The 18,583-nt window shown below is 71.1% G+C and carries 19 protein-coding genes; 11 read left to right on the forward strand and 8 right to left on the reverse strand.

Annotation, left to right across the window (positions count from 1 at the left end; translation table 11 throughout):
• The first annotated feature begins 150 nt into the window (after positions 1–150).
• The 4 genes from VF106_RS48960 to VF106_RS48975 all read left to right on the forward strand — a co-directional run bounded on the left by VF106_RS48960 (position 151) and on the right by VF106_RS48975 (position 3,041).
• A complete protein-coding gene (locus VF106_RS48960; RefSeq protein WP_330847002.1) occupies positions 151–369 on the forward strand; it encodes a hypothetical protein in 219 nt (72 codons plus the stop codon).
• On the forward strand, positions 366–683 hold the full coding sequence (locus VF106_RS48965) for a flavoprotein (protein ID WP_330847003.1): 318 nt from the start codon (positions 366–368) through the stop codon (positions 681–683). Before VF106_RS48960 ends, VF106_RS48965 begins: the two co-directional genes overlap by 4 nt.
• A 458-nt stretch (positions 684–1,141) precedes the next feature.
• On the forward strand, positions 1,142–2,275 hold the full coding sequence (locus VF106_RS48970) for a sensor histidine kinase (RefSeq protein ID WP_330847004.1): 1,134 nt from the start codon (positions 1,142–1,144) through the stop codon (positions 2,273–2,275).
• Positions 2,276–2,378: 103 nt separating this feature from the next.
• A complete protein-coding gene (locus VF106_RS48975) occupies positions 2,379–3,041 on the forward strand; it encodes a response regulator (RefSeq protein ID WP_330847005.1) in 663 nt (220 codons plus the stop codon).
• Here the strand turns inward: VF106_RS48975 and VF106_RS48980 are convergent.
• A complete protein-coding gene (locus tag VF106_RS48980) occupies positions 3,027–3,770 on the reverse strand; it encodes an SDR family oxidoreductase (RefSeq protein ID WP_330847006.1) in 744 nt (247 codons plus the stop codon). The two genes, VF106_RS48975 and VF106_RS48980, sit on opposite strands and share 15 nt — an antisense overlap.
• 108 nt (positions 3,771–3,878) lie before the next feature.
• Between VF106_RS48980 and VF106_RS48985 the strand changes: the two genes are divergently transcribed.
• The gene (locus VF106_RS48985; protein WP_330847007.1) at positions 3,879–4,829 is read left to right on the forward strand and encodes an efflux ABC transporter ATPase subunit, DrrA-related; all 951 of its coding nucleotides are present in this window, start codon (positions 3,879–3,881) and stop codon (positions 4,827–4,829) included.
• On the forward strand, positions 4,826–5,599 hold the full coding sequence (locus VF106_RS48990; RefSeq protein WP_330847008.1) for an ABC transporter permease: 774 nt from the start codon (positions 4,826–4,828) through the stop codon (positions 5,597–5,599). The genes VF106_RS48985 and VF106_RS48990 overlap by 4 nt, the downstream gene beginning before the upstream one ends.
• On the opposite strand, the gene VF106_RS48995 is transcribed toward VF106_RS48990, so the two are convergent.
• Positions 5,574–8,723 (reverse strand): ATP-binding protein, encoded by a 3,150-nt coding sequence (locus VF106_RS48995; RefSeq protein ID WP_330847009.1) that lies wholly within the window; start codon positions 8,721–8,723, stop codon positions 5,574–5,576. The two genes, VF106_RS48990 and VF106_RS48995, sit on opposite strands and share 26 nt — an antisense overlap.
• 25 nt (positions 8,724–8,748) lie before the next feature.
• On the opposite strand from VF106_RS48995, the gene VF106_RS49000 reads away from it, so the two are divergent.
• Positions 8,749–9,585 carry a patatin-like phospholipase family protein gene (locus VF106_RS49000; protein ID WP_330847010.1) on the forward strand — a complete coding sequence of 279 codons (837 nt, stop codon included), beginning with the start codon at positions 8,749–8,751 and terminating at the stop codon, positions 9,583–9,585.
• Here VF106_RS49000 and VF106_RS49005 read toward each other — a convergent pair.
• From VF106_RS49005 to VF106_RS49015, 3 genes are read right to left on the reverse strand one after another with little or no spacing between them, the layout of a single operon-like run.
• On the reverse strand, positions 9,582–10,208 hold the full coding sequence (locus VF106_RS49005; protein WP_330847011.1) for a hypothetical protein: 627 nt from the start codon (positions 10,206–10,208) through the stop codon (positions 9,582–9,584). The two genes, VF106_RS49000 and VF106_RS49005, sit on opposite strands and share 4 nt — an antisense overlap.
• Positions 10,208–11,077, reverse strand: coding sequence for a glycosyltransferase family 2 protein (locus VF106_RS49010; RefSeq protein ID WP_330847012.1), 870 nt, complete (start codon positions 11,075–11,077; stop codon positions 10,208–10,210). The genes VF106_RS49005 and VF106_RS49010 overlap by 1 nt, the downstream gene beginning before the upstream one ends.
• Positions 11,078–11,099: 22 nt before the next feature.
• On the reverse strand, positions 11,100–11,528 hold the full coding sequence (locus VF106_RS49015; protein ID WP_330847013.1) for a hypothetical protein: 429 nt from the start codon (positions 11,526–11,528) through the stop codon (positions 11,100–11,102).
• A gap of 85 nt (positions 11,529–11,613) precedes the next feature.
• Between VF106_RS49015 and VF106_RS49020 the strand changes: the two genes are divergently transcribed.
• Positions 11,614–11,799 (forward strand): hypothetical protein, encoded by a 186-nt coding sequence (locus tag VF106_RS49020; RefSeq protein WP_330847014.1) that lies wholly within the window; start codon positions 11,614–11,616, stop codon positions 11,797–11,799.
• Positions 11,800–11,888: 89 nt separating this feature from the next.
• Entirely contained in the window at positions 11,889–13,253 is a 1,365-nt protein-coding gene (locus VF106_RS49025; RefSeq protein WP_330847015.1) for a lipase family protein, read from the forward strand.
• A gap of 355 nt (positions 13,254–13,608) precedes the next feature.
• On the opposite strand, the gene VF106_RS49030 is transcribed toward VF106_RS49025, so the two are convergent.
• Positions 13,609–14,145, reverse strand: coding sequence for a DinB family protein (locus VF106_RS49030; RefSeq protein WP_330847016.1), 537 nt, complete (start codon positions 14,143–14,145; stop codon positions 13,609–13,611).
• An 8-nt stretch (positions 14,146–14,153) separates the two neighbouring features.
• A complete protein-coding gene (locus tag VF106_RS49035; RefSeq protein ID WP_330847017.1) occupies positions 14,154–15,275 on the reverse strand; it encodes an FAD-dependent monooxygenase in 1,122 nt (373 codons plus the stop codon).
• A gap of 84 nt (positions 15,276–15,359) precedes the next feature.
• Between VF106_RS49035 and VF106_RS49040 the strand changes: the two genes are divergently transcribed.
• Both VF106_RS49040 and VF106_RS49045 read left to right on the forward strand, forming a co-directional pair.
• Positions 15,360–15,872: a TetR/AcrR family transcriptional regulator gene (locus VF106_RS49040; protein WP_330847018.1), complete on the forward strand. Its 513-nt coding sequence runs from the start codon at positions 15,360–15,362 to the stop codon at positions 15,870–15,872.
• A gap of 4 nt (positions 15,873–15,876) precedes the next feature.
• Positions 15,877–17,406: a hypothetical protein gene (locus VF106_RS49045; protein ID WP_330847019.1), complete on the forward strand. Its 1,530-nt coding sequence runs from the start codon at positions 15,877–15,879 to the stop codon at positions 17,404–17,406.
• On the opposite strand, the gene VF106_RS49050 is transcribed toward VF106_RS49045, so the two are convergent.
• Positions 17,347–18,537, reverse strand: coding sequence for an MFS transporter (locus VF106_RS49050; RefSeq protein ID WP_330847020.1), 1,191 nt, complete (start codon positions 18,535–18,537; stop codon positions 17,347–17,349). The genes VF106_RS49045 and VF106_RS49050 overlap by 60 nt on opposite strands.
• Positions 18,538–18,583: the final 46 nt, after the last annotated feature.

Below are 18,583 nucleotides of genomic sequence, written 5' to 3' on the forward strand. Positions count from 1 at the left end.
AGCCCCCGAGTCGTCCCAACCCGGAGCGATCCTCACAGTCCCCGACAAGAGCGAACGACATAGCTCCCACGAGTGACACCGACGCCGCTACCAGCAGAGACAATGCCGGCCATGCGGAAAGGTCAGGCCGGCCGGCGAGTTGGCCCCCACGTGCTCCACATCGTCACCTGCGCCACGCTGGCAGCCCGTGATGTCGGCAAACTGGTCGGCCAAGCGCAGGATGCGGGCTGGGTCGTCTGTGTCATCGCAACGCCCATGGCCCTGCGGTTCGTCGACCAACCCGCCCTGGAAGCTCAGACCGGCTATCCCGTGCGCAGCGAATACAAGCAGCCCGGCGCGCCTGACGCCCTGCCCCGGCGACCGCCATGATCGTGGGCGGTGCGAGTGCCAACACGATCAACAAACTGGCGACCGGCATCTCCGACAACCTGGCGCTCGGGGTGCTCAACGAAGCGATCGGGCTTGGGCTACCGCTGGCGGTCCTGCCGTTCGTGAACACAGCCCTCGCCGCTCATCCCGCTTTCACGCGCAGTGTCCGGTTACTGCGGGAAGCCGGGGTCGAGGTGCTCCTGGGCGAGGGTGGGTTCGTGCCCAATCCACCCAACCAAGGCGAGAAGACGCTGCCGGACTACCCATGGGAGACGGCACTACGGGCCGTGACGAAGCGGCTGAACGAGGACTGAGTCGATGCCGCGTGGAGCTGACGCCGCTGGGCTCGGCACGGCGAACGCAGGTCGCTCCCACGAGTGACGCCAACGCCGCTGGCAGCAGAGACAATGGCAGCCATGCGGGAAGTTGGGGCCAGCCAGCAAGGACAGGCAGACGAGTTGTCCACAACGGACCCTCGAACACGCCAAGACTGTCGGTGCCCACCGGTAACGTTGAAACCGGGGGACCCCCGGATGCACCAATGGGACATTCGCTCGGAGTCGGCGGGTGAACCTGTTCCCGATTGCCGGGCGCAGGGCCGGAAATGTCGGTCGTCGCGGGTAGCGTTGAAACCGGGGGGCCCCCGGCGCACGAGTGGGACTTTCGTGCAGCGGTGGGAGCCGGGACCTTCGTGGGGCAGGCGGTGAGAGTGCTTGGGCGCGAAGCGAGGGCGGTCGAGCACGAAGCGAGCCTGGCTGGACGCGAAGCGAACATGGCCGGGCGCGAAGCGAGCGTGGCCGGGCGGGCGGTGAACATGGCCGGGCGGGCGGTGAAGGCGGCTGGGCACGTGGTGGGGGCAGGCCAAACCGTGGGGGTCGTGCTCGGGGTTGGTGCCTTTGGGGAGGCGATCGGCCGGGCGGTGGAGACCAGTGTCGAGGCCGGGCTCATGCTGTGCCTGCTCGCCGTGGTGGGGTCGGTTCCTGTTGGGGTGGTTCGCCCAGTGGGGGCCGTTGCGCTTGTTGCTGCTGCTGGGTTTCTTTCGCTCGCACTGCTGGACGTGCTCACGGTCGCCGCGGCGGTGGCGTTTGTGATCGCCCTGTTCAGGGTTGGCGCCGTGTGGGCGCAAGCGCTTGCGGCGCCCTTTGTGGTGCTTGCGCTCATCCGGCCATCCGTCGTGACGGTGTTGCTCGCCGCGGTCGGGCCGGCCGCGGTTTGGGCTGGGGTGGCGGCCAAGGCGCGCAAGGAGGCTCTGGTGCACCGGGCCGCGCGGCAGGCGGTCGCGACCACGCTTGTCGAGCACACCGCACGAGGCGAGCGGGCCCGGATCGCGCGGGAGTTGCATGACGTGGTCGCCCACCACATCTCGATGATCGCGGTGCAGGCCGAGACCGCGCGGCTCACCACGCCCGACCTGCCAGCCCTTGGCGCGCAACGTTTCTCGGAGATCGGGGACCGCGCGCGGGCCGGGCTCACGGAGATGCGGCGGCTGCTCGGTGTGCTCAAGGACGGCACCGGCACCGCCGACCTCAAGCCGCAGCCGGGGCTTGCCCAGCTCGTCGAGCTTCTCGACGACGCACGGCAGATCGCGAACGCGCGGCTCATCGTGTCCGGGGCGCCCGTCCCCCTCGATCCGGGGGTCGAGCTGGCCGCCTACCGGATCGTCCAGGAGGCTCTCACCAACGCCCGCCGGCACGCGCCGGGGGCCGCCGTCGATGTCGAGTTGCGGTACGGGACCGAGCTGAAGGTACGGGTCCGCGACAACGGGCCGGGGCCCGCCAACCCTGACGGGCACGGGCTCACCGGCATGCGGGAACGGGCGGCCGCCGTCGGTGGCACCCTTCGGGTGGGTCCCGCCGCGATGGGTGGGTTCCTCGTCGAAGCGATCCTGCCGGTGGAGGCATCATGAGCGCAGCTCGCGGAGCGAATCATCGACGTTCGCGGCGCCAACTCGCCCGAGGAGGGCGACGATGCAGCGGAGCCTGCGGAGCGGGTGAGTTGGTGGTGGCGGAGTGATCACGATCGTGGTGGCCGACGACCATGAGGTCGTGCGGACGGGGTACGCGGCGCTGCTCGACACCCAGGCCGACTTCACCGTGGCCGGTACCGCCACCGACGGCGCCGAGGCGGTGCGGCTGTGCCGGGAGCATCGGCCGGACGTGGTGCTGATGGACGTCCGCATGCCCGGCACGGACGGCATCGAGGCCACCCGGCAGCTGGCCAGTGCCGACGAAACGGGCCCGCGCGTGCTCATCCTCACCACGTTCGACCTCGACGAGTACGTCTACGACGCACTCCGTGCCGGCGCGAGCGGCTTCCTGTTGAAGGACGTCACCGCAGAGCGGCTGTTCGACGCCGTCCGCGTGATCGCCGCCGGTGAGGCGCTGCTCGCGCCGACCGTCACCCGCCGGTTGATCGGCGAGTTCGCCCGGCAGAGGCCCCAGCCCCGGCCGCCCGAGCTGACCATGCTCACGCCGAGGGAGACGGACGTCCTGCGGCTCGTCGCGGAAGGGCTCTCCAACACGGAGATCGCCCAGCGGTTGGTGGTCACCGAGGAGACCGTGAAGACCCACGTCAGTCGCATGCTCGGCAAGCTCGGCCTGCGTGACCGCACACAGGCCGTGGTGGCCGCGTACGAGTCGGGGCTGGTCGTGCCGCGGTCAGAACGTCGGTAGGTACCCGCCGTCCACCTGGATCATCGTGCCCGTCAGGTACGACGCGGCCGGCGACAGCACGAACGCGGCCACCCGGCCGAACTCGTCCGGCTCGCCGTACCGGCCGAGCGGGATCGCGGCACGGGACGCCTCTCGCTGCTCCAGAGTCACCTGCGCGTCCAGGTAGGTCATCCGGTCGGTCGCGATACGGCCCGGCAGCAGGCCGTTCACCCGGATACCGCGCGGCCCCAGCTCGGTCGCCATCGACTTGGCGACCATCGCGAGGCCCGGCCGCAACCCGTTGGAGATGCCCAGGTTGCCCAGCGGCACCCGCACCGACGACGACAGCACGAACGCGATCGACCCGCCGGTCCCCAGTGACGCCGCGACCGTGCGTGCCAGCCGCACCGCGCCGAGGAACACCGACTCGAACGCGGCGCGCCACTGCTCGTCGGTGGCCTCGATGACGGTGCCGGCCGGCGGTCCGCCGACGCTGACGAGCAGCCCGTCCACCCGCCCGTACCGCTCCTTCGCGACGTCGAGCAGCCGGGTGGGCGTGTCCGGGTCGGCGTTGTCGCACGCCACCCCGACGGCCCCGAGCTGTTCGGCCGCCGCCGACGCCGTCTCGGCCGTGCGTCCCGTCAGCACCACCCGCGCGCCCTCGCCGACCAGCGCGGACGCCGTGGCGAAGCCGAGCCCCCTGCTGCCGCCGGTCACCAGGTAGACGTGGTCCTTCAATCCAAGATCCATACGGCTATGTAACCGGCTGAGAGCCGCTGAAACCACAGTGAAACCCCGCTGATCCGCGCCGACCGCAACCTTTCCCCATCGAACACGGAACAAAACAGGGGAAACACCATGACTACCGCGATCGGGGCCACCGGGCTCCGCAAGAAGTTCGGCGACCACGTGGTCCTCGACGGGATCGATCTAGAGGTGCCGGCCGGCACGATCTTCTCGCTGCTCGGCCCGAACGGCGCCGGCAAGACCACCGCGGTGCAGATCCTGTCGACGCTGATCACCGCCGACGCCGGCACGATCACCGTTGCCGGGCACGACGTCGCGGAGAACCCGCACGCGGTCCGCGAGGCGATCGGCGTCACCGGCCAGTTCTCGGCGGTGGACAACCTGCTCACCGGCGAGGAGAACCTGCGCCTGATGGGTGAGCTGTACCGGCTGCCGAAGCCGGAGGTCCGCCGCCGCGCGGCACACCTGCTGGAGCAGTTCGACCTGGTCGAGGCCGGCAGGAAGACGGCGGCGACCTATTCCGGCGGCATGCGGCGGCGCCTGGACCTGGCGATGACGTTGGTCGGCGAACCACGCGTGATCTTCCTGGACGAACCGACCACGGGCCTCGACCCGCGCAGCCGCCACGCCATGTGGGACATCATCCGGAAGCTGGTCTCCGGTGGCGTGACGATCTTCCTCACGACCCAGTATCTGGAGGAGGCCGACCAGCTCGCGGATCGGATCGCGGTGCTGGACCACGGCCACATCGTCGCCGAGGGCACGGCCGCCGAGCTGAAGCGGCGCATCCCCGGCGGGTACGTCCAGCTGCAGTTCGCCGACGTCCGCGAGCTGGACACCGCCGCCCGCATCCTGGGCAACACGTCGCGTGACCTGGAGGCGCTGACGCTGACCGTCCCCAACGACGGCAGCCGCCGCGCGTTGAAGGCGCTGCTCGACCGCCTCGACGACGCCTCGATCGAGACGGACTCGCTCACCGTGCACACGCCCGACCTCGACGACGTCTTCTTCGCACTGACCGGCCACAAGGCCGACCACGCACCGGAGGTGCAGACCCGATGATCGACTCCGCCACCATGTTCCGCCGCAACCTGCGGCACGTCCTCCGCTACCCCAGCATGATCGTCGGCACCCTCTCCGTCCCGGTCATCATGCTGCTGCTGTTCTCCTACATCTTCGGCAACACGATGTCCGCCGGTGTCGGCGCCGCGGCCGGGAGCGCCGACTACATCGACTACCTGGTCCCCGGGATCCTGCTCATGACGATCGCCTCCGGCGCCGTGCAGACCGCGGTGTCGATCCGGATGGACATGAACGAGGGGATCGTCAACAGGTTCCGCACCATGCCGGTCTCCCGCACGTCGGTGGTGACGGGGCACGTGTTCGGCAGCGTGGTCCAGAACGTGGTCGTCGTCGTGCTGGTGATCGGCGTCGGCCTGGCGCTGGGCTTCCGGCCCACGGCGGGGCTCGTCGAGTGGGTCGCGGTCGCCGGGCTGGTCCTGCTGGTCTCGTTCGCGATCACCTGGCTTGCCGTCGCGCTCGGCCTGGTGGCGAAGACGGTGGAGGGCGCCAGCAACACCCCGCTGCCGCTGTCGTTCCTGCTGCCGTTCGTGTCCACGACGTTCATCCCGCTGGAGTCGCTGCCGTCGGGCACCCGCTGGTTCGCGGAGTACCAGCCGTACACGCCGATCATCGAGACCCTGCGCGGCCTGCTGATCGGCGGCCCGATCGGGCACAACGGGTGGCTCGCCGCCGGGTGGGGCGTGGTGCTCACCGTCGTCGGCTACCTGTGGTCGAAGAAGCTGTTCAACCGGGATCCGCAGCCGCACTGACCCGTGAGCGCAGGACCGCGAGTGCCTCGGCCCGCAGTTCGGTCCGGGTAAGGCCGGTGTACTCCGCCAACGCGGCGGAGTACACCGGCCCGTCGGCGTTCTCGGCCGCGGCGCGCACGTCGGCCGGGGACATGCTCGGCCGGAATCCGCGCAGGAACTTGAAGTGCTCGGCGAGTGCCAGGAGCCGAACCCCGGACGCGGTGTCCCCGCTCGCGAGGTCGGTCATGCCGACCGCGACCAGCAGCGCGCCGGCCAGCTGCTGTTCGAGGACGTGGACCGACGCTCGCCGGAGCGGGTTCGACAGCAGCAGCGTCAGCTTGCGCGGCAGCTCTGACAGCAGGTCCGCGACAAGGTCCAGCCTGCCGAACCGGGCATGGGCGGTGACCGCGCCCGCCTGTGTCTCCAGTGCCCACGGCGTCAGACCGTCCGGGTCGGCGAGTTGGAGGTCCACGGTGTCCAGCGCGACCGAGGCCTGACGCCACAGCCGCAGGCCCGTGTCGACGTCACCGCGGGCCAACGCCAGCTCACCCCGCACGACGAGCCCGAACATGACCGCGCCTGCCTCGACCACCGGGCCCTCGTCGGTCGGGGTGCCCGCGTTGTCGGCCGTTGCCCGGCCGACCCAGTGCTCGGCCGTGTCGAGCTCGCCGAGCTGCAGGTTGGACACGGCCATGCCCCAGTACACGCCGACCACGTCACGGGGAGCGCCGATCTCGTCGAGCACGCGGACCGCCTCGGTGAAGTAGGCCCGGGACTCCTCGTTCCGCTCCACCCGCAGGGTCAGCTCACCGATCCGCGAGAGCGACAGGATCCACATCCACGGCGTGGTTCTTGCCGCCCACGCGTTCCGGAACAGTCGGGACGCCTCGATGGCGGCCGGCAGGTCACCGGCCTGCTCGGCGTAGTAGCTCAGCACCATCCCGGCGAACGCGGCCACCTGTGGTGAACCGCCGGCGACCAACTGCCGCAGCGCGGCGTGGTCCGGGGCGAAGACGTCGGGGGTGGCGAGCACGGCCGCCGCGGCCCGAACCGGCGTGTCCGGGACACCGGCAGGCAGCCTGCGCAGGGCGTACAGCATGCGTGCCACGCCACCCTGCTGGACGGCGATCGCGTTGACCAGGCACAACGCCGCCGCGGTGCGGGTGACCTCGACGTGCTCGGGCGCGGGCGTGTAGTGGGCCAGCACCTGGGCGACGTCCTCGGCGAGCGCGCCGGCACGGATGTAGCTGGCGTTGACGGCCCACACGCCGGCGAGGACGGCGGCGGCCGCGGCGACCGACGCGCCGTCCCCGCGGGCCAGGCCGTGGCGCAGCACGAGCAGCAGGTTGTCCTGCTCGGCCGCGAGCCGGTCGCCGACGGGGACCGGGTCGGGCCCGAACACCGCGTCGTGGTGGCCGGCGGCGAGGTCCCGCGCCCACGCGAGTACGCCGTCGATCACCCGATCGGTGTCGCCGGACTCGGCGAGCCGGGCCGCGCCGAACTCGCGGACGGTCTCCAGCATCCGGAACCGGACGCCGCTCGGGGTGTCGGCGACCTTGAGCAGCGACTGGTCGACGAGGTGCTCGAGCGTGTCGAACGAATCCCGGTCGAGCACGCGGTCGGCGGCCTCGACCGTGAACCCGCCAGGGAAGATCGACAGTGCGCGCAGCGCGGCCTGGCCGTCGGCGTCGAGCAGGTGCCAGCTCCAGTCGACGACCGCGTGCAGCGTGTGGTGTCGTTCCGGCGCGTCGCGGCGGGCGCCACGCAGCAACGCGAACCGGTCCGCGAGCCTGGCGTTGATCTCCGCGACCGGCAGCACCCGCACGCGGGCGGCGGCCAGCTCGACGGCGAGCGGCAGCCCGTCGAGGCGGGCACACAGTTCGGCCACCGCCGCGTCCGGCAGATCGACGCCGGGACGGGCCGCCCTGGCCCGCTGGTGGAACAGCTCGACGGTCGTGGGCTGGTCCAGCTCCGGCAGCGGGTACACCGACTCCGACGACAGCCCCAGCGGTGCCCGGCTCGTGGTGAGGATCCGCAGGTCCCGCGCCATCGCGACGAGCGTGGCGACCAGGTCCGCGGCCTGTGCGAGGACGTGCTCGCAGTTGTCGAGCACGAGCAGCGCGCCGGTGCCGAGGGTGTCGACGATGCCGGGGACCACGGCCTTGCCGCCACGCGCGAGCCCGACCGCGGACGCGACCTCGGCGGCCACGTCCCCGTCCGCCGCGACACCGGCGAGGCTCACGAAGTGGACGGACCGCCGCGTCCAACGTCGGCTGACGGCGTGCGCGAGCCGGGTCTTGCCGAGCCCGCCGGGACCGACGACCGACACGACCCGGGCGGAGTGCAGCAGGTCCGCGACCGTGGCGAGGTCGTCGTCCCGGCCGAGCAGCGGGTTCGGCTCGTGCGCGACCCCGTGCCGGACGGTGGGCTGCTCGTCCTGCAGAAGCTCCTGGTGTGCCCTGCGGAGCGCGGGGCCCGGGTCGGCACCCAGCTCGTCCCGCAGTGCGCGGCGGTAGGTGTCGTAGCGGGCCATGGCCACGGCCGGGCCCCTCGTGGCGGCCTCGGCGCGAAGCAGTTCCAGCAGGATCTCCTCGTCCCGCGGGTACGCGGCGGCGAGGTCGGTGAGCGGTTCGACCGCGTCACCGTGGCGGCCGAGCCGGGCGAGCGCGAGGGCACGAGCCCTGGCGAGGGTGCGGTAGGTGACGGCCCGCTCGGCACGTAGATCGGCGAGCGGGTCGCGGGTCTCCTCCGGTTTCGGCGGGCCGTCCCAGAGCGCGAGGCCGACCTCGGCGTGCTCGAGCGCGCCGCCGTGGTTGCCCGTTCTGGCGCGTTCCGCGGCCGCGGCGGCGTGCTGGAGCACGGCGGACGCGTCGATCTGGGTCTCGTCGAGCGCGAGCCGGTAACCGGTCGGCGTGCGGACGACGAGGCCGTCGCCGAGCTGTGCGCGGATGCGGGAAACGAGGATCTGCAGTGCTTTCGCGGGATTGTCGGGCTGGTCGTCCGGCCAGAGCCCGTCGATCAGCCGTTGTGCGCCACAGCCTTTGGGTTCGCCGGCGAGCAGTGCGAGCAGCCCGCGCAGCCGCGGTCCGGTGATCTCCTTCCCCCGGTAGGCGACACGCGAGAGCACGGTCAGCTCGACGGTCACCTGGCAAAGGCTAGATGATGTGCCCGTGACACGACGTGCGGTTGTCCTTGGCGGCGGAGGCATCACGGGGATCGCGTGGGAGTGGGGTGTGCTCGCGGGTCTCGCCGAGGCCGGGGTCGATCTCCGGGACGCGGACGTGGTGATCGGCACGTCGGCGGGTTCGGTGGTCGGCGCCCAGCTGGCGAACGGCCTCGACCCGCGAGAGCGGTACGAGGCACAGCTCACCCCACCCGACGGGGAGGTCGCCGCGGCGCTCGGGCCGCGCGTCATGCTGCGGTTCGCCCTCGCGATGGTCGGTTCCCAGGCGCCGCAACGGATCCGGCAGCGGATCGGCAAGCTGTCCCGCAGCGCCGGGAGCGGCACGGAGGCGGACCGGATCGCCGTGATCTCCTCCCGGCTGCCGGTCAAGGAGTGGCCGGAGTCGCGGCGACTGCTGATCACCGCGGTCGACACGGAAACGGGCGCCCTGCGGGTGTTCGACCGAGATGCCGGTGTGCCGCTGACGCTGGGGGTCGCCGCGAGCTGCGCGGTGCCGGGTGTGTGGCCCCCGGTCACGATCGAGGGCAAGCGCTACATGGACGGCGGAGTGCGGTCGAGCGTCAACGCGGACCTGGCGTCGGGCTACGAGCGCATCGTCGTCCTTGCCCCGATCCCCCGCGGCTTCACGGCGATGAGCGGCGCCTTCGCACAGGTGGAGGACCTTCGCCGGGACTCACAGGTGGCGCTGGTGACCCCGGACGCCGCCGCGGTGGCGGCGATCGGGCGCAACGTGCTGGATCCGGCGCGTCGGGCACCGGCCGCCCGCGCCGGTCTCACCCAGTCAGCGGACGTGGTGGCGCAGGTTCGTGAGGTGTGGGATTAGGTGGCCACGACCGTCAGGGCGTAGGTCACCGACAGCGAGAAGCCGGTGCCGCTTCCCTCGATAATGAGCTCGTGGTCTCCCGGCTCGAGCTGGTCCACCGAGAACCACAGGCCGCAGCCGTAGCCCTCGAACTCACCGGCCTCGCCGGTCACCGGGTTGCCCGCCACCGTGTCGAAGGTGATCGGCACGGGGTTCGCCTTGTGCAATGGCAGTTCGGTGCCGTTCAGTGTCACGACCCCTTCGGCGTCCCGCATGAACTGGTCGCAGTCCGCCCGGGTGTCCGACACGAGGTTCACGGCAGGCCCGGCCACCGGGACACCGGCCGGCACGGTGCACTCGCGGGACACGGTCTCCCCGAAGGAACCGGCAAGGAGCCAGACACCGACCTGCTGGTTGTCGTCGCAGTACTCACCGGTCGTGTCGCTGACCGGGTTGCTCTCCTCCGGTGCCGACGCCGCCCACGTCCACCACGTCGACTGCAGCAACGTCATGTCCGTGACGTCGAAGCCGTCCTCGACCATCATCGCGGTCCCGTCGGTGGTCACGGCCGTCCCCGCGAACCCGCAACCCCCGGCCGCCAGCACCAACGCCAGCACCACGATCAGCTTTCTGTACAACGTCATCACCCCAGGACTTCGGATAATCGATCAGGCAGCACCGCGGTGGGCACCAGCGCGTGCAGGCGGTCGCGTAATCGGGTGTCGTGGACCAGCTCACCCAGGGCCAGCTGCCGCTCGACATCCCGCGCGGTGCGCTGGCGGCTGGCGTAGACCTCGGCGAAGGTGCCGGCGTTCTGGCGTTCGTAGTCCTCGCGCCAGTGCCAGCCGACCTCCGCGCCCACCTCGGTGTTCGCCGCGTACGCCGAGCCGCCGTTCGCGATCTTGCGGGCGTACTGCTGGAAGCCGCGGTCCGGGACGTGCAGCATGCGCAGCGGGTGCTCGCCCGGTGCGGCGAAGGGCGGGCGTAATCGGGGCCCGGTGGCGGTGTGGTTGCCGTACGCCACGGTCACGTCCGGATCGCCGATGTGGCAGAACTTCGGGCCGATCCTGGTCCCGCGCGGGGACAGGGACAGCTCGTCCCGCAACACGAGGCGATCCGGCCACGAGCCGGTGGCCGCGGGGTCGGCGACGAGGTTGTCCCTCGGCACGGTCATCCCGTCGCCCGTCACCGCCGCGAACACGTCCGGCAGCGGGACGTCCGTCCACAGGAACTCGTCCGCGTCGGCGTTGATCACCCAGTCCGCGCCGTGCACCCGCGCGGCGCGGCGGGCCATCCGCGTCACCCACTCGCCCTGGCGGTAGTCGCGGCCCGGCTCGTGGTGCAGCTCGACGACACCCGCTTTCTCGTACGCGGCAAGGATGTCCACTGTGCCGTCGACGGAGCCGTTGTCGGTGGCGACCACCAGGTCCACACCGGCGGCGAGGTGGTGCTCGACGACCGCGGCCACGATGTCCGCCTCGTCCCGTACCAGCAACGTCATCACGACCGTCATCGCGTACTCCACATTGGACCGATCACCACATGTCCTCGAACCGGGAGCCCAGCATCACGCGGGCCATGGTCGCCTTGATCACACGGCGCAGCTCGGTCGGGCTCTCCAGCTCCGGCAGCGTCTCGAAGATCGCCCTGCTGACGTCGAGCAGCGTGACCCCTCGGGTGCCCTCCTCGGTGCCGAGCACGAACCACGCCCAGCACCGGTACGACTCCGGCTCCGTGATCGGTCCACCGTTACGCAACATTGGACACAGGAACACGCCGGCGACGGACTCGACCTGACGCAGCAACGCGCCCTCCGAGCTCCAGCGCCGCGACCAGCCGTTGGCGGTGTTCTCCCGCTGGACGCGCAGCAGATCGTCGGTCGCGGCGACACGGACGGTGAAATCGGGGTCACCCCACTGCACCTCCGACCGCTGGCGAGATGGTCTGTCCTGTGTCAAGGTCACCGATCCACGGGAGTTACGCGAGATTGGCAGGGTAGCGGGCGGGTACTCAGGGACGAAGAGGTCCGTCTCCTTGAAAGGATCCGACATGCTGGCCATCGTCGCGGCGATACTGTTCGCCATTGCTCTCATCATGGACTTGGCAGACGCCGCCCCAGCAGTGGGTGCGAGCGTGTTCATCACCGGTGGCCTGCTCTGCCTCGCGCTGCACGCCGCCGGCATCGGCGCCCGCATGCCCGTACGCAACGGCCGCCGCTGGAGTTACCGCCGCTGACGGACGGGCTGCGACATCGGGGTGATGTCGCGGTACCGCGGAGTGACATGTGCGCTTCGCCCAGGTGGCACGGGTTACGTTCGAAAACTGTGCGAACTGGCGACCTGCTCGAGCGACACCCTCTGCCCGAGTCGCTGTTGCCCGCGCACGCCGCCGACGGAACCCGTGTCACCTACCGCGGCGTCGGCTACGACGGGACCCGGCGCGCGGTCAGCGGGTCGGTCTTCGTGCCGTTCGGGTCGGCGCCGCCCGCCGGGTGGCCGGTGGTCAGCTACGCCCACGGCACAACGGGTCTGGCGTCGAGGGCCGGGCTGACCCGCCGCGAACGCGAGCACGTGGCCCGCTGGCTCGCGGCAGGCTATGCCGTGGCCACCACCGACTACGAAGGCCTCGCCACACCGGGTCCGCACCCGTACTTCCACGGCGAGGCCGTCGCCGACGACGTGATCGACATCGTCCGCGCGGCCCGGAACCTGGACGACCGGGTCGGGCGGACGTGGCTCGTCGCCGGTTTCTCGCAGGGCGGGCACGCGGCTCTGTTCACCGGGTTGGTGGCCAGCCGGTACGCGCCGGAGCTCGACTTCCGCGGCACGGTCGCGCTGGCGCCACCCGTGCACATGCCGCAGCTGGTGCGTTTCCTGACCTCGTCCGGGGACCGGCCGGTGTCGCTGCTGCTGCCGTACCTGCTCGCCGGGGTGCGTGCCGACTTCCTGACTCCCACCGGTCGCGAACTGGTCGACCTGGCGGCACACGCGACGCTCGCGGAGATGGACCACGCGGTCCGCGGCCGCGTATGCGACGAGGCCGGGCTGACCGATCTGTCGTGGCGCCCGGGCCTCGCGTCGATCCTGGCGGCGTGCCGGGTGCCGGTGACCAAGATGGACCGTCCGGTGTACGTGACGGCGGGCTCGGCGGACGTGACGGTGCCGGCGCCGGTGGTCTCGGCGTTCGCCGCGGACCTGCGCGCGGCCGGCACGGACGTCCACTTCGTACGGCACGAGGACGCCACGCACATCGACCTGCTCGACACCGGCCTGGACGAGATCATCGCGTGGGCCACCCGCATCATGCGCACCCGCACGGGTTTCGACTGGTTCGACTCGGACCACGACGGCCACCTGACCGGAGACGACCTGGCGGTGTACGCGCTGCGGCTGGCGCAGGCCTGCGAAACCCCACCGGGCGCGCAATCGGCCCGCGCCGTCCGCGACGCCTACGCCGCCCTGTGGCAGGCCATCGCGACCCGCGCCGACACGAACGCCGACGGCGCGGTGGACCGCACGACGTTCCTCCACGACGTGGAAACCGGCGACGGCTTCAGCCCCGAGATCACCGCGCTGGCCGAGGCGGTGCTCAACCTGGCCGCCGGCAGCGACTCGGTACAGGCCACCGAACTAGCCGCCGCGGTAAGAGACCCAGGCAGAACAGACCACTGGCTCTTCGCCCGCCTATAACCAGCCGACGACACCAACCCCTGGCCTCCGGCCCCCGGTTCCACGCTACGGCACACCACCGACAAAACCGGCCGGCGCGGGCAGGCGACTGTGGACAACCGCGTGTCCAACACTCAGGACCCGCGAGTCCAACGCCGGAGACCGCTGAGTTCAACACAACGGTCGCTTCCGACCACGTCAACCGGCTCGGACACCAGGATGTCGACCGCCGCGAAAGGCGCCGGCGGTCCTGCTGTGAAAGGCGCGCTGGGCACTCCCAACGCTATGAACGCGCCGGTCACCACAGCGGGAGTGTGATGACCGCGCCTTTCACAGCGCGAACGGCGAGACCCGGCGAACGTGGTCGGTCACCGCGCTACATCCCGATCGCGCCGTCGATGCGTTCGCGGAGTAGGTCGGCGTGGCCGTTGTGGCGGGCGTACTCCTCGATCATGTGGATGAGCACCCAGCGCAGCGATACCGTCCCCCGCCAGACGTCCTCGCCTGTCACGTCCAGGTCTGGCGCCGTGTCGACGAACGCCTCGGCGAAGGTCACCTCGTCCCGCCACGCCGCCCATGCCTCGTCCGCCACGTCCGGGGTCGCGCCGTCGAAGTCGCCGTCCGGGTCGGCGGCGGAGGAGAAGCGTGGCGGAGCGTCCTCTTTGGCCAGTACCAGGCGGAACCACCGGCGTTCGACGTCCGCGAGGTGTCGTACCAGGCCGAGCAACGACAAAGTGGACGGCGGCACGGACCTGCTCGCCAACTCGGCCGACACGCCGGCGCACTTCATCGTCAACGTTTTCCGCTGAGCGCCGAGCATGGCGGCGAGCATCGTGCGTTCGTCACCCGTCGTCGGTTCCTGGAACCTCGGGTCGTCCGCGCCGCCGAACAGGTCTCCTCTGCGACTGGCCATGCCGCAGGTTAACGCCCGACCAACCGCCTGCCGGCGAGCAGCATCGGGAGCAGCTTCGTGAACTGGTCGCGACGCCAGATGGCACCGCTCGTGGCGGGGACCAGCATGCCGGCCCCACGCGAGACGCTCGCCTGCGCCTTTGTCACGAGTGGACGGTGCGCCTGCTCATACCTGGCCAGCGCGTCCTCCCCCGACTCGAGCGCCTCGGCGAGCGCGGCCGCGCCGACCATCGCCAGCGTGGTGCCCATTCCGGACAGTGGTGACGCGCAATAGCCCGCGTCGCCCACGAGCGTCACGCGGCCACGCGACCATGTCGACATGTGGACCTGGTTCACGGCGTCGAAGTACAGGTCGTCGGCGGCCGCGACCGCGTCGAGCAGCGCCGGTACCTGCCAGCCCTCGCCGGAGTACACGTCCGACAGCAGCTTCTTCTGCTGGTGCAGATCGTGGTGGTCGTAGCTCAGCTCCGGCGACCGGAACATGAACACCGCGTCGGCCTTGCCGCGGTAGCGGTACACGCCGGCCAGCCTGCCCGGCGAGTTGTACATGACACCCCGGTTCTCCGTGCCCAGCGCGGGGTCCACCGACACGATCGAGACGTACAGGCCGAGGTGGCGCAGGAACCGCGACTCCTCCCCGAACACGAGGCGGCGCACGATCGAGTGCGTCCCGTCCGCGCCGACGACCAGATCGAACCGTTCTGGCCCGCCACGCACGAACGTCACGTCAACGCCGCCCGCGTCCTGAGCCAGCGTGGCGATCGATTCCTCGAACCGGTATTCCGTGTCGTTTTTCGTCGCGTCGTACAGCAGGTTCACCAAGGCGCCACGTTCCACCTCGATGTCGCGGCCACCCGGCTCCGCGTACGCCTCGGGATGAATGCTCGCCTTCCGCCTGCCACGGCCGTCCACGTACTCGATGGCCTCGGTGCGCACCCGCGCGGCGGAAATCGCTGGCAGCAGCCCCATCCGGTCGGCCACGTCGACGGCCGCGCCACGCACGTCGATCGGCGAGCCGCCTTCCCTTGGCCGCGCCGCACGCTCGACGATCGTCACGTCGTGCCCCCGGCGGGTCAGCCAGTATGCCAGCGTCGGACCGGCCAGGCTGGCGCCAGAAACAAGTACCCTCATTGTTTTATCCCCTTTCCTGACCGTCGGTCAGTAACTCAGACGGTACATAACTGACCGCCGGTCAGGCAACGTTATGCTGAGAACATGCTCAGCACCCGCGCGCAGATACTCGAGGCCGCCCGACGCCTGTTCGTCCGGCAGGGCTACCAACACACCTCGATCCGGGAGATCGCCGAGCAGCTCGGCCTGACCAAGACCGCGGTGCTGTACCACTTCCCCACCAAGGCCGACCTCCTGTCGGCGATCGCCGAGCCGTTCGTCGACGACCTGACGACGGCGGTCGACGGCGCCACCTCCCGCCAGGAGGTGTTCGAGCGCCTGCTCGACGTCTACTTGCGACACCGCGCGCTGTTGCGGGACAACATGATGCACGACCTGGCACTGCTGGCGCAGGGTCCGATCCTGCGCCGCTTCACCGAGGTGCTGCTCACCGCCAACCGGCTGGCCGCCGGTCCCGACCCGACCCTGCGGGAGAAGGTGCGAGCCGCGCAGGCCATCGCCGCGCTCAGCGATCCGGTGATCGCCTACGCGGACGAGCCGGGCGACCAGATGCGCGCGGAGGTCCTGCGCGGCATTTCCCTGCTGTACTCGGAGTGACCGGATGAGCGCGTGGCAACGAGTGATCGACGACTTCGACTACTACCTCGACGCGCCCGGGCGGGTGAGCGACCGGGCGATGGACGCGTTGCTGGCGTTCCTGGACATCGAGGTCGAGCTGTCACCGCACGCCATGGACGACTGGGCGGTACGGGTGGCGGCCGCGGCAGGCGCCGGTCCGGCGCGGCTCGTGGAAGCACTGGCGCACAACGACCTGAGCCGGATCGCGGCCTTCGCGCTCACCTACTGCGGCGCCCCTGGCCCGGTCGATCTCACCTCGGACGACGAGCCGACCCGGCTGGCACTGCACATCGCGGCCGGTGTGCACGAAGGCTGGGCAGCGTCCGATGACGACCTCGCCCGGTTCGGCAGGGCGTTCGGTGCGCTGCTCGTGTCGCGAAACGTCCAGCCGGGCATGCTCGACGCGCTCACGCTGTGCGCCGGCACGCCCGGCGACGTGCTCGCTGAGCTGCCGTGGGCCGAGCCGGAGTGGGACACACCGGTCGCGGCTGTCGACGATCTGGTGCGCCGAGCGCCGGAGTCGCACGTCGAGTGGTTGCTGGCCATGGCGGCGCGGCACCCCGCCCAGGCGCCGAGGCTGGCGGACTCCGCCGCACGCACCGAGGACTCGCGGCTCGTGGAGCCGTACGGCATCGCGCTGCTGGCGCACGAGAACGTCGAGATCCGGCGTGCTGCGGTGAGCCGGCTCTCGCGGTCGTGGCGGACGGCCGCGTACCAGGACGCGGTGGCCGCGCTGCTCACGCACGCCGAGTTGGCGGACGCCGCGGTGACCAGGCTCGCCGCGCTCGCGGACCGCCGCTGCCTGCCGCACCTCGTCGAGCGGATCGAACGGGTCGAGAACGTGGGCGTGGGGCGACAGTTCAGCGCGGAGCTCCTGCCCCACATCCTGCGGAAGCTCACCGAACCCACGCTTGCGGAGCACGCGGCGAAGCTGCTGCTGGCGACCGCGACCTGGGGTGATCCGCAGCTGCTCATGCGTCCGGAGGCGGCGGACGTGGTCGACCGGCTACGTCGCGCCGGCGCGAACTCCGCGCTGATCGAGATCAGTCACCGCGTGTCTGGGTGGCGCCGGGCGAGTCCGGAGATGATCGCGCGCCTGCGGGTGCTGGCGACCGAGGCGCCGGCTCGGGTGCGGCAGTACGCGCAGCACGCGTTGCTTTCGGTGGGAGACAAGGAAAACCTGGTGCCGGTGCTCATGGCCGAGATCACCGAACACCCGGTCCGCACCGGCGAGGCCGCACAGCACGACGTCGGCTTCGGCTGGCGGACGGACGCGACGGCGTGCGTGTGGCTTGGCACGATCGGTGTCGCCGCGGCACAAGCCGTGCCTGTGCTCCGCGCGATGTTGACCGAGACCGGGCCCGCGGGGGAAGCCCGGGCCGAGGCGGCGGAAGCCTACTGGCGTGTCACGGGCGACGCGGACACCGCGTTGTCCGTTGTGGACTCGCTGGCGTCACTGCCCGGCGACCTCGGCGTCCGTGCGCGGGAGGCCGCCGGTCGCATCCGATCGTGACGTGGCGCGGATCGCGGGGATCGCGAGGAGCAGCGCGAGCCCGCAGCCCACGCCGGCCACCAGGAACGCACCACGTGGCCCGACCGCGCCGATGAGCGGACCCGCTGCCGCGTACGCGACCGCGGAGCCCAGTTGTGCCGCCGTGGCAACGGCGCCGAAGGCACGGCCGAGCATGTGCCGGGGCGTGAGCCGCTGCACGAGCGTGTCCGTTGCGACGTTCTCCATGCCGTTGCCCATCCCGGCGATCAACTGCGCGGCGGCGACGGCCAGGATCGTCGGTAGCAGCGCGGTGGCGACCGTACCCGTGGCGGACAACGCCAGTCCGCCGATCACCAGCGCTCCCGCCGCGCCACGGCCGAAGACCAGCAAGGTGGACGCCGCGAGCATCCCGACCCCGAACGCGGCCTGCGTGAAACCGAACTCGGCCGCCGAGCCGTGCAGTACGTCGGACACCAGGAACACCAGCGCCACGTTGTCGATGGCCGCGAAGGACACCGCGACGAACAGTGACAGCACCAGTGCACGCGGTCCCGGCGTGGTGGCGACGAAACGCAGTCCGGCCACCATCTCCGTCCACAGTCCACTGTGGTGGCCGGTGGGTTTCAGCGCCGGCAGGCGGGTGAGGATCAGTGCCGAGACGAGAAAGGTGACCGCGTTGGCGGTGAACGCGACCCGCGCGCCGCCGAACTCGACGGCGAGCCCGCCGATCGTCGGTCCAATCGCGACCTGGAGGTTGAACGCGGTGCCGAGCAACGCGTTGGCACGTCCCAGGTCCTTGTGCGGGACCAGTGCCGGCACGGCGCCGCGGCCCGCCGGCACGAACGCGGTCGCGAACCCGCCGGACACCAGCACGAACGCGATCAGCACCGGCAGCGGCGGCAGGAACGCGGCCAGCACGGCGAAGACCGCGGCCTGTCCAATTTCGCACACGGCCATGAGCCGCCGCTGGTCGAAGCGGTCCGCGAGCGCGCCCGCGAGCGGCCCGAGAAACCTCGGCAACGCGACCGCGAGCAGGACGAGGCTGACCGCCGTGGCACCCTGCGTCGCCGCGTGCAGCACCAGTGCGGTCCGACCGATCCCGTCCCCGGCGAACGAGACCGCGCGAGACCACCAGAGCACCCGAAAAGCCATGCCGCACAGGTTGCGGCACCCGCCGCCGGGTACCCATGATTTCGAC

Source organism: Actinophytocola sp., from assembly GCF_036378875.1.
GTDB lineage: Bacteria > Actinomycetota > Actinomycetes > Mycobacteriales > Pseudonocardiaceae > Actinophytocola.